Genomic DNA, 14,491 nt, shown 5'->3' with positions numbered 1-14,491 from the left:
CTTGAGTGACATGGCGAAAAACCTGATCCTCTGGCTAGTTATTGCAGTCGTTTTGATGTCATTATTCCAGAGCTTCGGACCCAGCGATTCGAATAGTCGTAAGGTGGATTACTCTACCTTTATCAATGAGTTAACTAATAACCAATTACGCGAGGTCAGCATAAGTGGTTATGATATTAATGTAACTAAAACAGATAACTCAAAGTACAGCACGTATATGCCTATGCGTGATGATAACCTGCTGACCACTTTAATGAACCGTAATGTAAAAGTAACGGGTGAACCACTTGAAGGTCAAAGCCTTCTGACTCAAATTTTTGTGTCTTGGTTCCCAATGCTATTACTTATTGGTCTTTGGATTTTCTTTATGCGCCAAATGCAAGGTGGTGGCGGTAAAGGTGCGATGTCTTTCGGTAAAAGCAAGGCTCGCATGTTGACGGAAGACCAAATCAAAACAACCTTTGCTGATGTTGCTGGTTGTGATGAAGCAAAAGAAGAAGTAAGCGAATTAGTTGAATATTTACGTGATCCAGGTCGCTTCCAGAAATTAGGAGGTAAAATCCCTAAAGGTATTCTGATGGTGGGGCCTCCTGGTACAGGTAAAACGTTATTAGCGAAAGCCATTGCAGGCGAGGCAAAAGTTCCATTCTTCACCATTTCAGGTTCTGATTTCGTTGAAATGTTTGTGGGTGTTGGTGCTTCACGTGTTCGTGACATGTTCGAACAAGCTAAAAAAACCGCGCCTTGTATTATCTTTATCGATGAAATAGATGCCGTAGGGCGTCAGCGTGGTGCTGGTTTAGGTGGTGGTCATGATGAACGTGAGCAAACACTGAACCAAATGCTTGTTGAAATGGATGGGTTTGAAGGAAATGAAGGGATTATCGTTATTGCGGCAACTAACCGCCCTGACGTTTTAGACCCTGCGTTACTCCGTCCTGGCCGTTTTGACCGTCAAGTGGTTGTAGGGTTACCTGATGTTCGTGGACGTGAACAAATTCTTAAAGTCCATATGCGTCGCGTACCTTTATCGCCAGATGTTGATCCTGCAATTTTAGCACGCGGTACACCAGGTTTCTCTGGTGCAGACTTAGCTAACTTAGTTAATGAGGCTGCTTTATTTGCTGCTCGCGGTAATAAACGTGTTGTTTCAATGGTCGAGTTTGAGAAAGCAAAAGATAAGATAATGATGGGTGCTGAACGTCGTTCCATGGTGATGACGGAAGAACAAAAAGCATCAACAGCTTATCATGAAGCCGGTCATGCGATTATTGGACGTTTAGTACCAGAACATGATCCTGTGCATAAAGTGACGATTATTCCTCGCGGGCGTGCATTAGGTGTGACTTTCTTCTTACCTGAGGGTGACCAAATCAGTGCTAGCCGTCAGAAATTAGAAAGCCAAATTTCAACACTGTATGGTGGACGCTTAGCAGAAGAAATCATTTATGGTGTTGAACATGTTTCTACAGGCGCATCTAACGACATTAAAGTAGCAACAAATATTGCACGTAACATGGTGACACAGTGGGGCTTCTCTGAAAAATTAGGGCCATTACTGTACGCAGAAGAAGATGGTGAAGTATTCTTAGGTCGTTCTGTTGCGAAAGCGCAGCATATGTCTGATGAAACTGCTCGTACTATTGATGAAGAAATTAAAGCTATTGTTGATCGTAACTACGTTCGTGCTCGTCAGATCTTAATGGATAATCTTGATATTCTTCATTCAATGAAAGATGCACTGATGACTTATGAAACTATCGATGCGCCTCAAATTGATGATTTGATGAATCGTCGTGATGTTCGCCCACCTGCTGGTTGGGAAGGCAATAATGGCAATAGTAATGCAACAACTACAGCCCAGCCGACACAAACGCATGTGGCAAGTGAGCCAAAAGATAAGCCTGAGTCAGAAAGTGATACGCCTTCTGATAAAAATACTCACTAATCCTCATTGGGTTATACATATTGAGTAAGCTATAAATACAAACCCCAGGTTTCTGGGGTTTTTTTATGAAGGTATCAATGAAATGAAATTAATTGCTAGAGGAAGAGAACTTAATTTATCAACACCTCAAGTTATGGGGATTTTGAATGTCACTCCGGATTCTTTCTCTGATGGTGGCACTCATAATTCACTTAATGATGCGGTTAACCACGCAGCAAAATTAATTGCTGAAGGGGCTTCTATCATCGATATAGGTGGTGAATCGACAAGACCAGGCGCAAATGATGTCTCTATAGATGAAGAGTTACAGCGTGTTGTTCCTGTTGTTGAAGCAATTCGTCAGCGTTTTGATGTTTGGATTTCTGTTGATACATCCAAAGCTCAAGTGATTACTGAATCGGCAAATGTAGGGGCTTCAATTATCAATGATATTCGCTCTTTACAAGAACCAAGAGCGCTTGAAGCCGCAGCTAAAACGGGTTTACCTGTGTGTATTATGCATATGCAAGGCGACCCTAAAACTATGCAACAATCACCACATTATGAGAATGTGATGATAGATGTGGATTGTTTTTTACGAGAAAATATTCAACGTTGCATTGATGCTGGTATTGAAAAAAATCAAATTATTCTTGATCCAGGGTTCGGCTTTGGTAAGAATTTAGAGCATAATTACCAATTATTAGCACACTTAAGTGAACTTCATCACTTTGGTCTACCTATACTTGCTGGGATATCACGCAAATCAATGGTTGGACAACTATTGAATGTGCCACCACAAGAGCGTGTTGCTGGTAGCGTGGCCTGTGCTGTTATTGCGGCAATGCAAGGCGCACAAATTATTCGTGTACACGATGTTAAAGAGACAGTTGATGCGATGAAAGTCGTACAAGCGACTCTTTCTGCAAAGGAAAATAATGAATGAGCGAACGTAAATACTTTGGAACAGATGGTATCCGTGGAAAAGTAGGTGATAGTCCAATTACACCTGATTTTGTATTAAAACTGGGTTGGGCTGCGGGCAAAGTATTAGCACGTCACGGCTCTCGTAAAATCATTATTGGTAAAGACACTCGAATTTCAGGCTATATGCTGGAGTCTGCATTAGAAGCAGGTTTAGCCGCAGCGGGATTATCAGCTTCATTTACGGGACCAATGCCAACACCTGCGGTTGCTTATTTAACACGTACATTTCGTGCTGAAGCAGGGATTGTGATTTCAGCTTCTCATAACCCTTATTACGATAATGGGATCAAATTCTTCTCTATTGATGGCACAAAATTACCAGATGAAGTAGAAGAAGCTATTGAAGCCGAAATGGAAAAGCCAATTACTTGTGTTGAATCAGCAGAGTTGGGTCGAGCAAATCGTATCGTGGATGCGGCAGGTCGTTATATTGAATTTTGTAAAGGCACATTCCCTAACGAAAATAACCTAAATGGCTTAAAAGTGGTTGTTGATTGCGCACATGGTGCAACATACCACATTGCACCTAATGTATTTCGTGAATTAGGCGCAGAAGTTATTACGATTGGTTGTGAACCAACAGGTATTAATATTAATGCTGAATGCGGTGCAACCGATGTTCGTATGTTGCAACAACGTGTACTTGAAGAAGGTGCAGACGTTGGTTTAGCATTCGATGGTGATGGTGACCGTATTATTATGGTTGACCATCAAGGCTTAAAAGTTGATGGTGACCAAATTCTCTATATTATTGCAAGAGAAGCGTTGCGCCAAGGCCAATTACGTGGTGGTGCCGTTGGTACACTGATGAGTAATATGGGATTGGAAATTGCACTTAAACAACTAGGTATTCCTTTTGTACGAGCTAAAGTGGGTGACCGCTATGTGCTTGAAAAATTACAAGAAAAAGGTTGGCGTTTAGGTGCTGAAAACTCAGGTCATATTATTTTATTGGATAAAACAACAACGGGTGACGGTATTGTTGCAGGCTTACAAGTTTTAAGTGCAATGGTTCGTAACCATATGAGCTTGCATGATTTATGCAGTGGCATGAAACTATTACCTCAAGTTTTAGTGAATGTTCGCTTCACTGGAAGTCATGATCCATTACAAACACCTGAAGTTCAGAAAGTCGCTAAAGCGGTTGAAGAAGAACTTGCAGGTAAAGGACGTGTACTGTTACGTAAATCAGGCACAGAGCCTTTAATTCGAGTGATGGTTGAAGGCGAAAATGAAGAACAAGTTACAGCGATGGCTAATCGTATTGCCGACGCTGTGAAGCACGTAGGCTAATTGATGATTTTTTCTTCAATCAATCACTTTGTCGCAAAATAACCTTGCTTGTCAGTTCAGCTTTGGTTAGTATTCACACCCGCTTAGTAAGGTCTTGAACTAAAGCGGGTGAAGCAATCGAAGGTTATCGTTAATACGATAAGTTCCATAGAAAAGGTAACGCAAATGTATACGGCACTCATTGTTATTCTTATCATTGTAGCAACAGGGCTAGTTGGTTTGATCCTGTTACAGCAGGGTAAAGGTGCTGATATGGGCGCTTCTTTTGGTGCAGGTGCTTCCGGTACAGTATTTGGTTCAAGCGGTTCAGCTAATTTCATGACCCGTATGACCGCTGTTTTAGCGACAGCTTTTATTGTACTTGCCCTTATTTTAGGTAATCTAAGTGCCAATAAAACTGTGCGTGAAGACAGCAAATGGATGTCTATCGAGCAGACTACAGAAGAAGCTAAAAAAGCTGAGCAATTAGCAGCGCCTGTAGCGCCAGCAAATACAGATATTCCGCAGTAAACTAAGTAAATATTTAAATGAGATTGTTAATATTTACGCAATAACAGTCTCATTAAAGTGCCGAGGTGGTGAAATTGGTATACACGCTACCTTGAGGTGGTAGTGCCTATAAAACGGGCGTACGGGTTCAAGTCCCGTTCTCGGCACCATTATTCCAGATAGCTTGCGTTTTGCTTGTTATCAGCGTAAAATTTGCCACGTTTTTCGAACGCGGGGTGGAGCAGCTTGGTAGCTCGTCGGGCTCATAACCCGAAGGTCGTCGGTTCAAATCCGGCCCCCGCAACCACTTCTAATAATACAGCACTTTTCTCATTAATCATCTTTTGAACCGATTATGATCCTGAGTGGAATGTGCTGTAAGAAGAGGTTATTCTCGAATGGCAAGTTACAGGGTCCAGTTGCATAAAGCCCCGAATTTCGGGGTTTTTTGTTATCAGAGAATAGAATACTGGGCTATAGGCCCTTTTTTTATGCCTTGGGGGTGGGTTTGTCCACATTAGAGCAAAAATTAACAGCGATGATTTCAGCACCAGTAGAAGCATTAGGCTTTGAATTTGTCGGTCTTGAGTTTATTCGTGGCCGAGAATCAACATTGCGCATCTATATTGATAGTGAAGACGGTATCACTGTTGATGATTGTGCTGATGTTAGCCACCAGGTCAGTGCTGTACTGGATGTTGAAGATCCAATTCAAACAGTTTATAACCTTGAGATTTCTTCTCCTGGTTTAGAACGACCTTTATTCACTGCAATGCATTATGAGCAATTTATCGGTGAAGAAGCCGCTATCGTATTACGAATTGCAATGCAAAACCGCCGTAAATGGCAGGGCATTATTAAGTCTGTCGCTGGCGAAATGATCACGGTTACTGTGGATGGTAAAGACGAAGTGTTCGCACTGAGCAACATCCAGAAAGCTAACCTGGTACCCCACTTTTAAGTTTTGAAGAGGCAACTAGGATGAACAAAGAGATTCTGGCTGTTGTGGAAGCGGTCTCTAACGAAAAATCTCTTCCTCGTGAAAAGATTTTTGAAGCACTGGAAACCGCACTAGCGACAGCAACTAAGAAAAAATACGAGCAAGAAATTGATGTTCGCGTATGTATCGACCGTAAAACCGGCGACTTTGATACATTCCGTCGTTGGGTCGCTGTAGATGAAGTGACTCAGCCTACTCGTGAAATTACACTTGAAGCTGCTCAATATGAAGATCCTAGTATCGAACTAGGTGGTTATATTGAAGATCAGATTGAATCAGTTACTTTCGACCGTATAACAACACAAACTGCAAAACAAGTTATCGTACAAAAAGTACGTGAAGCTGAAAGAGCGATGGTTGTTGATCAATTCCGCGAACAATTAGGCGAAATTATCACGGGTGTTGTGAAGAAAGTAAACCGTGAAAACATCACCTTAGACTTAGGAAATAACGCAGAAGCTGTTATTTTACGCGAAGATATGTTGCCGCGTGAAAACTTCCGTCCAGGCGACCGTTTACGCGGTGTATTATACGATGTACGTACAGAAACTCGTGGTGCACAACTTTTCGTGACGCGTTCTCGCCCTGAAATGCTGGTTGAACTTTTCCGCATTGAAGTGCCAGAAATTGGCGAAGAAATCATTGAAATTAAAGCTGCAGCGCGTGATCCAGGTTCTCGTGCCAAAATCGCAGTAAAAACTAACGACAAGCGTATTGACCCAGTGGGTGCTTGTGTTGGTATGCGTGGCGCACGTGTACAAGCCGTTTCCAGTGAACTGGGCGGCGAGCGAATTGATATTGTTTTATGGGATGATAATCCTGCACAATTCGTGATTAATGCAATGGCTCCGGCAGATGTTGCTTCTATTGTTGTCGATGAAGACAAATGTACAATGGATGTTGCAGTTGAAAGCAGTAACCTTGCTCAGGCTATTGGCCGTAATGGTCAAAACGTACGTCTGGCAGCTCAGTTACTGAAAAAACATCGTGGTGATGACAAGTGGGAATTAAACGTCATGACTGCTGATGAACTGAATGCGAAACATCAGGCAGAAGCAAACGCAGCCATTGAAATATTTACTAAGCATCTCGACATTGATGAAGACTTCGCAACTGTTTTAGTTGAAGAAGGTTTCTCTACCCTTGAAGAGTTAGTTTATGTGCCAATCAGTGAACTGCTGGCTATTGACGGATTAGATGAAGACACCGTTGAAGCTCTACGTGAAAGAGCAAAAGCAGCACTAACAACGATTGAATTGGCTCAAAAAGAAAGCCTAGGCGATAACCAGCCAGCCGAGGACTTATTAGCTCTCGAAGGCTTGGAGCGCTCTTTAGCATTTGATCTAGCTGCCCGTGGTATCTGCACACTGGAAGATCTTGCCGAACAGGGTATCGACGACCTAACTGATATTGAAGGTTTAAATAGTGAGCGCGCAGGCGAACTCATTATGGCCGCACGTAATATCTGCTGGTTTGGGAATGATGCGTAACAACTGAGCAGGAAGGAACAGAATGACAGATGAAACAGTAAAATCACTGGCAGAAGAGATTCAGACACCGGTTGAACGTTTGGTACAGCAGTTTGCTGATGCCGGTATTAAGAAGACCGTCTCTGATTCTGTCTCCCAAAAAGAGAAAGAAACCTTACTGGCTTGGTTGAATCGTGATAAAGACGTATCAACCAACCAACCAGAAAAGTTAACGTTACAACGTAAAGTGCGTAGTACGTTAAGTGTTCCTGGTACAGGTGGCAAAAGTAAATCAGTAGCCATCGAAGTCCGCAAAAAACGCACTTATGTGAACCGTGACGCCGTTGAAAAAGCGCAAGCGGATGAGCAAGCCCAGCGTGAAGCGGAAGAAAAGGCGCATCGCGAAGCCGAAGAAAAAGCCCAGCGCGAAGCACAAGAGAAAGCACAGCGCGAAGCTGAAGAAAAAGCAAAACGTGAAGCTGAAAAGGCAAAGAAAGACGCCGAAGAAAAAGCGAAACGTGAAGCTGAAGAAGCAAAACGTGAAGCAGCGGAATTAGCTAAGCGCGAAGCAGCGGAAAAAGATAAAGTGAAACAAAACGATAAACCAAAAGCTGATAAAGCAGCAGATCAGGAAAAAGCACGTCGCAATGCTGAACAGGCTGAACTGAAGCGTAAAACGGAAGAAGCACAGCGCCGTAAAGCGGAAGAAGAAGCACGAGTTGCAGCAGAAAAAGCACGTCTTTTAGCTGAAGAGAATGCTGAAAAATGGACTGCTGAACCTAAAGCACCAGAAACTGAAGGCTCAGACTATCATGTAACAACATCACGTTATGCTCGTGATGCAGAAGATGAAAGTGATGCTGAAGTTGAAGGTGGCCGTGGTCGTGGTCGCAATGCTAAGGCTCCTCGTCCTAAGAAAAACAACCGCCATTCTGAAAAAGCAGATCGTGAAGAAGCACGTGCTGCTGGCCGTACTAACAAGAAAGGTAAACGTAAAGGTAGCTCATTACAACAAGGCTTCAATAAGCCAGCCGCTGTTGTAAACCGTGATGTTATTATCGGTGAGACTATTTCTGTTGCTGAACTTGCTAACAAAATGGCAGTAAAAGGGTCTGAAGTTATCAAAACCATGATGAAAATGGGTGCTATGGCAACCATTAACCAGGTTTTAGACCAAGAAACTGCACAGCTTGTTGCTGAAGAAATGGGCCACAAAGTTATCTTACGTCGTGAAAACGAGTTAGAAGAACAAGTCATGAGTGATCGTGATACTGGCGAAGAAAGTGCCGTATCTCGTGCGCCAGTTGTGACTATCATGGGTCACGTTGACCATGGTAAAACATCATTACTGGACTACATTCGTTCAACAAAAGTTGCATCAGGCGAAGCGGGTGGTATCACCCAGCATATCGGTGCTTATCACGTTAAAACAGATAAAGGTGAAATCACCTTCCTGGATACTCCAGGCCACGCCGCGTTTACATCAATGCGTGCTCGTGGTGCTCAGGTAACGGATATCGTTGTTCTGGTTGTTGCGGCTGACGATGGTGTAATGCCTCAGACAATCGAAGCTATTCAACACGCAAAAGCTGCAAACGTACCTGTTGTTGTTGCTGTGAACAAAATCGATAAACACGAAGCTGATCCTGATCGCGTGAAAACTGAACTGTCTCAATATGGCATCCTGCCAGAAGAGTGGGGCGGTGAAACTCAGTTTATGCATGTATCTGCAAAACAAGGTTTAGGTATTGACGAATTGCTAGATGCGATTCTTTTACAAGCTGAAGTTCTTGAACTGAAAGCAGTTAAAGAAGGTATGGCAAGCGGTGTTGTTATCGAATCTTATCTCGATAAAGGCCGTGGCCCTGTGGCAACTATCCTTGTTCGTGAAGGTACACTGAATAAAGGCGATATCGTTCTTTGTGGTTTCGAATACGGTCGTATTCGTGCAATGCGTAACGAATTAGGCCAAGACGTTCAATCTGCTGGCCCATCAATGCCAGTTGAGATTTTAGGTCTGTCTAACGTTCCTTCTGCAGGTGACGAAGCAACGGTTGTTCGTGATGAGAAGAAAGCGCGTGAAGTTGCATTATATCGTCAAGGTAAATTCCGCGATGTTAAACTGGCTCGTCAGCAGAAATCTAAACTGGAAAACATGTTTGCTAACATGGAAGAAGGTAAAACCTCTGAACTGAACATCGTTCTGAAAACAGACGTTCAAGGTACTTGTGAAGCGATTACTGATGCATTAGTTAAACTGTCTACTAACGAAGTTAAACTGAAAATTATCGGTTCTGGCGTAGGTGGTATCACCGAAACTGACGCAACATTAGCGGCTGCTTCTAACGCAATTATTCTTGGTTTCAACGTTCGTGCAGATGCATCTGCTCGCCGTATCATTGAACAAGAAAGTGTTGATTTACGTTACTACTCCGTTATTTATAGCCTGATTGACGAAATCAAACTGGCAATGAGCGGTATGTTGGCTCCTGAATATAAACAAGAAATCATGGGTCTTGCAGAAGTCCGTGATGTGTTTAAATCACCAAAATTCGGCGCAATTGCGGGCTGTATGGTGGTTGAAGGTAACATCAAACGTAATAACCCAATTCGTGTTCTACGTGATAACGTGGTTATCTACGAAGGCGAACTTGAGTCATTACGTCGCTTTAAAGATGATGTCAACGAAGTGCGTAACGGCATGGAATGTGGTATCGGTGTGAAAAACTACAATGATGTTCGTGTTGGCGACATGATTGAAGTATTCCAAGTTATCGAAATCAAACGTTCTATTGATTAATCTAGTACGTCTTGTTTTAAAAGGGAGCTTAACGGCTCCCTTCTTATTCCCTTCTTTGCTGTATTCTCTTTTATTTTCCTCTTCATTTTTCAACATAACCGAAATAGATTGGCTTTCAGTAATTTATGAAAGTGGGATAACAGGGTAAAATAGCAACAAAGAAACATTTTATTTCTAAAGAAAGAAATCAGAGAAAGCGGTTGTTAAATACCACTTCATGTATACTCTTTAGATATCATTGATTTTAGATCTGAATTAATAGTGACAATCAGGGCAATACCCTATTGTCCGGGAGAGATAAAATGGCAAGAGATTTTAGCCGTAGTCAGCGTGTTTCTCAGGAAATGCAAAAAGAAATCGCCATCATTCTACAGCGTGAAGTGAAAGATCCACGTATTGGAATGGCCACTGTATCTGGCGTTGAAATTTCTCGCGATTTGGCTTATGCCAAAGTGTTTGTCACCTTCTTGAACTTATCTGGTGGTGAAAAAAGCGAAGAAGAGATGGTTGATGATGGCTTAACTGCCTTGAATGAAGCGGCAGGTTTTATTCGTTCATTATTAGGTAAAGCAATGCGTTTACGTATTGTGCCAGAACTGACATTTGCTTATGACAACTCATTAGTTGAAGGTATGCGCATGTCTAACTTAGTTTCTAATGTCGTTAAAAACGACGAAGAGCGTCGTCATAAAGAGGAAGAATAATGGGGCGTCGTCGTAAGGGGCGTGAGATTAACGGCGTATTGCTACTCGATAAACCCCAAGATATTTCCTCTAACGACGCACTCCAAAAAGTCCGCCGTATGTTTAATGCCAGTAAGGCAGGACATACGGGGGCATTGGATCCTTTAGCAACAGGTATGCTACCTATTTGTTTAGGTGAAGCAACGAAGTTTTCACAGTTTCTATTGGATTCGGATAAGCGTTATCGTGTTATTGCCCGCTTAGGCCAACGAACAGATACTTCTGATGCGCATGGTGAAGTTATCCAAGAGCGCCCAGTGCAATTTACGCAACAAGCTTTAGACGATGCCTTAGAGAGCTTTCGTGGTGAAACATTGCAGGTTCCTTCAATGTACTCTGCTTTAAAGCATCAAGGTAAACCGCTTTATGAATATGCAAGACAAGGCATAGAAGTTGAACGAGAAGCAAGACCGATTACCGTTTATGAACTTCAGTTTATTCGCTGGGAAGGTGACGAATTAGAACTAGAAATTCATTGTTCTAAAGGAACGTATATCCGGACTATCATTGATGATCTCGGTGAGAAATTACAATGTGGTGCCCACGTTATTTTCTTACGGCGATTAGAAGTTGCAGATTATCCTAAAGAGCGAATGGTAACGTTAGAGCAATTAAGAGCGATGATAGAAAATGCACAAACTGCACAAGAAGATCCTTTCACAGCACTTGATGCACTGTTATTGCCTATGGATACCGCTGTTGCCCATTTCCCTGTCGTGAATTTAACCACGATTATTGCGGGTTATCTCCAGCTGGGACAGCCTGTTCGCGTTAATCATGATATCAATGAAGGCGAATGGGTGAGAGTAACTGAAGGTGATGAAAAAAAATTCATTGGTCTTGCTATCATTAAAGATGGCCTAGTTGCTCCGAAAAGAGTCGTTGTAGACTATAGCGCACAAGATAACACTTAATAGCAATCTTGCGCTAAAAGTGTTTGAAGCGTAGAATAATGCGGCTATCTGTTTAGGTGGCTGAGTTGGGTAGCTGAATTAGAGATTGGCTACCCTAAAAATTTTAATTAAATTGGAGTTTATTATGTCTCTAAGTACTGAAGCGAAAGCACAAATCGTTGCTGAATTTGGTCGTGATGCTAACGATACTGGCTCAAGCGAAGTTCAGATTGCACTGCTGACTGCAGAAATCAACCACCTGCAAGGTCACTTTTCAGAGCACAAAAAAGATCACCACAGCCGTCGTGGTCTGCTACGTAAAGTTTCCAGCCGTCGTAATCTGCTGGACTACCTGAAACGTAAAGATGTTGCTCGTTACTCTGCACTGATTGAACGTTTAGGTCTGCGTCGCTAATCAAGCGAGTTTCAGTGGAAAGGGGCCTGTTGGCCCCTTTTCTACTAGAAAGTGCTATTTTTAATATTAGTCGTTATGTTTTAATGTGGTGATTGTTATTTAGTCTCTCTAGTTACGACAATTCGCGCGGCTAATGAAAGTTTTTATTGCTAGGTAGTAAATAAAGATTTTCATTAGTCGCGAGGGGACGTAGCGGAGAAAAGATCATTCATCGTCGCTAAACATCTGGCGACAATAAGATAAAGGATATTATTTTGCTGAATCCTACAGTTCGTAAATTTCAATACGGTCAACATACGGTTTCAATCGAAACGGGTATGATGGCTCGTCAAGCAACAGCTGCTGTTATGGTTGACATGGACGGCACTGCTGTTTTTGTTACCGTTGTTGCAAAGAAAAAAGTTAAAGCTGGTCAAGATTTCTTCCCATTAACAGTGAACTACCAAGAGCGTTCATACGCTGCTGGTCGTATTCCTGGTAGTTTCTTCCGTCGCGAAGGTCGCCCAGGTGAAGGCGAAACGTTAATTGCACGTTTAATTGACCGTCCTCTACGTCCATTATTCCCAGAAGGTTTCTTAAACGAAATCCAAATCGTTGCTACAGTTGTTTCTGTTAACCCACAAGTTAACCCAGATATCGTTGCAATGATTGGTGCTTCTGCTGTATTAGCTCTGTCAGGTGTTCCATTTAATGGCCCTATCGGTGGTGCTCGTGTTGGTTTCATCGATGGTCAATATGTTCTTAACCCGACCGTTGATGAACTAAAAGTAAGTAAATTAGACTTGGTGGTTGCAGGTACTGCGGGTGCAGTGCTGATGGTAGAATCAGAAGCTGATTTATTATCAGAAGAAGAAATGTTAGGTGCAGTGGTATTTGGCCATGAACAACAACAAGTTGTGATTGAAAATATCAATGCATTAGTTGCAGAAGTCGGTAAAGAAAAATGGGATTGGGCACCAGAGGCCGTTAACCAAACTTTACATGATCGTATTGCAGAATTAGCGCAAGCACGCATCGGTGATGCCTACCGTATTACTGAAAAACAAGAACGTTATGAACAAATCGAAGCAATTCGCGATGAAGTTGTTGCAACGTTATTAGCTGAAGATGAAACCTTAGATGAAGGTGAAATCAACGATCTATTCTCTAGCTTAGAGAAAAACATTGTTCGTGCCCGTGTATTAGCAGGTGAACCTCGTATCGATGGTCGTGAAAAAGATATGGTACGTGCATTAGATATCCGCACAGGTTTATTACCACGTACTCACGGTTCAGCGCTGTTTACACGTGGTGAAACACAGGCTTTAGTGACTGCGACATTAGGTACTGCGCGTGATGCTCAAACTATTGATGATATCATGGGTGAGCATACTGATACTTTCTTACTGCATTATAACTTCCCTCCATACTCTGTTGGTGAAACAGGTATGATGGGCTCACCCAAACGTCGCGAAATTGGCCATGGCCGTTTAGCAAAACGTGGTGTATTAGCAGTAATGCCTACTATTGAAGAATTCCCATATACTGTTCGCGTGGTTTCTGAAATCACTGAATCAAATGGTTCATCTTCAATGGCGTCTGTATGTGGTGCTTCTTTAGCACTGATGGATGCGGGTGTGCCAATTAAAGAATCTGTTGCTGGTATTGCAATGGGCTTGGTAAAAGAAGGCGACAACTTTGTTGTTCTTTCCGATATTCTGGGTGATGAAGACCATTTAGGCGATATGGACTTTAAAGTTGCGGGTAGCCGTAACGGTGTCAGCGCATTACAAATGGATATCAAAATCGAAGGTATCACACGTGAAATTATGCAAGTTGCGTTAAACCAAGCGAAAAGCGCACGTCTACATATTTTAGGTGTTATGGAAGATGCTATTAGCCAACCTCGTGCTGATATTTCTGAATTCGCACCACGTATTCATACTATCAAAATTAATTCAGACAAAATCAAAGATGTTATCGGTAAAGGCGGTTCAGTTATCCGTGCATTAACGGAAGAAACGGGCACAACTATCGAAATTGAAGATGATGGTACTGTGAAGATTGCGGCAACAAGCAATGAGCAAGCTAAAATGGCAATTGCTCGTATCGAAGAAATCACAGCTGAAGTTGAAGTGGGCCGTATCTATAACGGTAAAGTAACTCGTATCGTAGATTTCGGTGCGTTTGTTGCTATCGGTGGCGGTAAAGAAGGCCTGGTTCATATTTCTCAAATTGCAGATAAACGTGTTGAGAAAGTGAGTGATTACTTGGAAATGGGCCAAGAAGTTCCAGTTAAAGTGCTGGAAATTGACCGCCAAGGCCGTATTCGCTTAAGCATGAAAGAAGCTCAAGCTAATCAGCAGGAAGCAACAGAAACTTCTTCTGAAGATTCTGCGAATTAATGATATTCTACTACCGATATCTAGACATAGGTATCGGTAGAGACTTATTATGATTGACAAGTAGGACGTCCAGAACGCTTTTTGTTGAAAG

General features: G+C 42.4%; 11 protein-coding genes and 2 tRNA genes. All 13 read left to right on the top strand.

The genetic code is table 11. The features are described from left to right. Window position 1 precedes the first annotated feature (1 nt). The 13 genes from ftsH (at window position 2) to pnp (ending at window position 14,400) form a co-directional block, all read left to right on the top strand. Entirely contained in the window at window positions 2-1,948 is a 1,947-nt protein-coding gene (ftsH, locus tag ABN217_RS11575; protein ID WP_072069571.1) for an ATP-dependent zinc metalloprotease FtsH, read from the top strand. Window positions 1,949-2,030: 82 nt separating this feature from the next. Then, entirely contained in the window at window positions 2,031-2,873 is an 843-nt protein-coding gene (gene folP, locus ABN217_RS11570; RefSeq protein ID WP_349459432.1) for a dihydropteroate synthase, read from the top strand. Further along, window positions 2,870-4,207: a phosphoglucosamine mutase gene (glmM, locus tag ABN217_RS11565; protein WP_197269645.1), complete on the top strand. Its 1,338-nt coding sequence runs from the start codon at window positions 2,870-2,872 to the stop codon at window positions 4,205-4,207. The genes folP and glmM overlap by 4 nt, the downstream gene beginning before the upstream one ends. A gap of 165 nt (window positions 4,208-4,372) precedes the next feature. Beyond that, window positions 4,373-4,717 carry a preprotein translocase subunit SecG gene (gene secG / locus ABN217_RS11560; RefSeq protein ID WP_036914692.1) on the top strand — a complete coding sequence of 115 codons (345 nt, stop codon included), beginning with the start codon at window positions 4,373-4,375 and terminating at the stop codon, window positions 4,715-4,717. A gap of 59 nt (window positions 4,718-4,776) precedes the next feature. Further along, window positions 4,777-4,866: transfer RNA gene (locus ABN217_RS11555), tRNA-Leu, on the top strand. Between the two features lie 60 nt (window positions 4,867-4,926). Then, window positions 4,927-5,003: transfer RNA gene (locus ABN217_RS11550), tRNA-Met, on the top strand. Between the two features lie 201 nt (window positions 5,004-5,204). Then, window positions 5,205-5,657, top strand: coding sequence for a ribosome maturation factor RimP (gene rimP, locus ABN217_RS11545; protein ID WP_196554270.1), 453 nt, complete (start codon window positions 5,205-5,207; stop codon window positions 5,655-5,657). Between the two features lie 20 nt (window positions 5,658-5,677). Beyond that, the gene (gene nusA, locus ABN217_RS11540; protein ID WP_006535691.1) at window positions 5,678-7,186 is read left to right on the top strand and encodes a transcription termination factor NusA; all 1,509 of its coding nucleotides are present in this window, start codon (window positions 5,678-5,680) and stop codon (window positions 7,184-7,186) included. Window positions 7,187-7,208: 22 nt separating this feature from the next. Continuing rightward, entirely contained in the window at window positions 7,209-9,965 is a 2,757-nt protein-coding gene (gene infB, locus ABN217_RS11535; RefSeq protein WP_072069567.1) for a translation initiation factor IF-2, read from the top strand. Window positions 9,966-10,267: 302 nt separating this feature from the next. Continuing rightward, window positions 10,268-10,669, top strand: coding sequence for a 30S ribosome-binding factor RbfA (gene rbfA / locus ABN217_RS11530; RefSeq protein WP_072069566.1), 402 nt, complete (start codon window positions 10,268-10,270; stop codon window positions 10,667-10,669). Next, on the top strand, window positions 10,669-11,622 hold the full coding sequence (gene truB / locus ABN217_RS11525) for a tRNA pseudouridine(55) synthase TruB (RefSeq protein WP_349459431.1): 954 nt from the start codon (window positions 10,669-10,671) through the stop codon (window positions 11,620-11,622). The genes rbfA and truB overlap by 1 nt, the downstream gene beginning before the upstream one ends. A gap of 124 nt (window positions 11,623-11,746) precedes the next feature. Beyond that, complete coding sequence (rpsO, locus tag ABN217_RS11520) at window positions 11,747-12,016, top strand: 30S ribosomal protein S15 (protein WP_023583571.1); 270 nt, start codon at window positions 11,747-11,749, stop codon at window positions 12,014-12,016. Between the two features lie 254 nt (window positions 12,017-12,270). Next, the gene (gene pnp / locus ABN217_RS11515; RefSeq protein ID WP_197269642.1) at window positions 12,271-14,400 is read left to right on the top strand and encodes a polyribonucleotide nucleotidyltransferase; all 2,130 of its coding nucleotides are present in this window, start codon (window positions 12,271-12,273) and stop codon (window positions 14,398-14,400) included. The last annotated feature ends 91 nt before the right edge of the window (window positions 14,401-14,491 follow it).

It is taken from the genome of Proteus sp. fly-1067 (assembly GCF_040139345.1).
GTDB classification, from domain to species: domain Bacteria; phylum Pseudomonadota; class Gammaproteobacteria; order Enterobacterales; family Enterobacteriaceae; genus Proteus; species Proteus vulgaris_B.
This window is presented reverse-complemented; position numbering and strand designations above follow the sequence as displayed.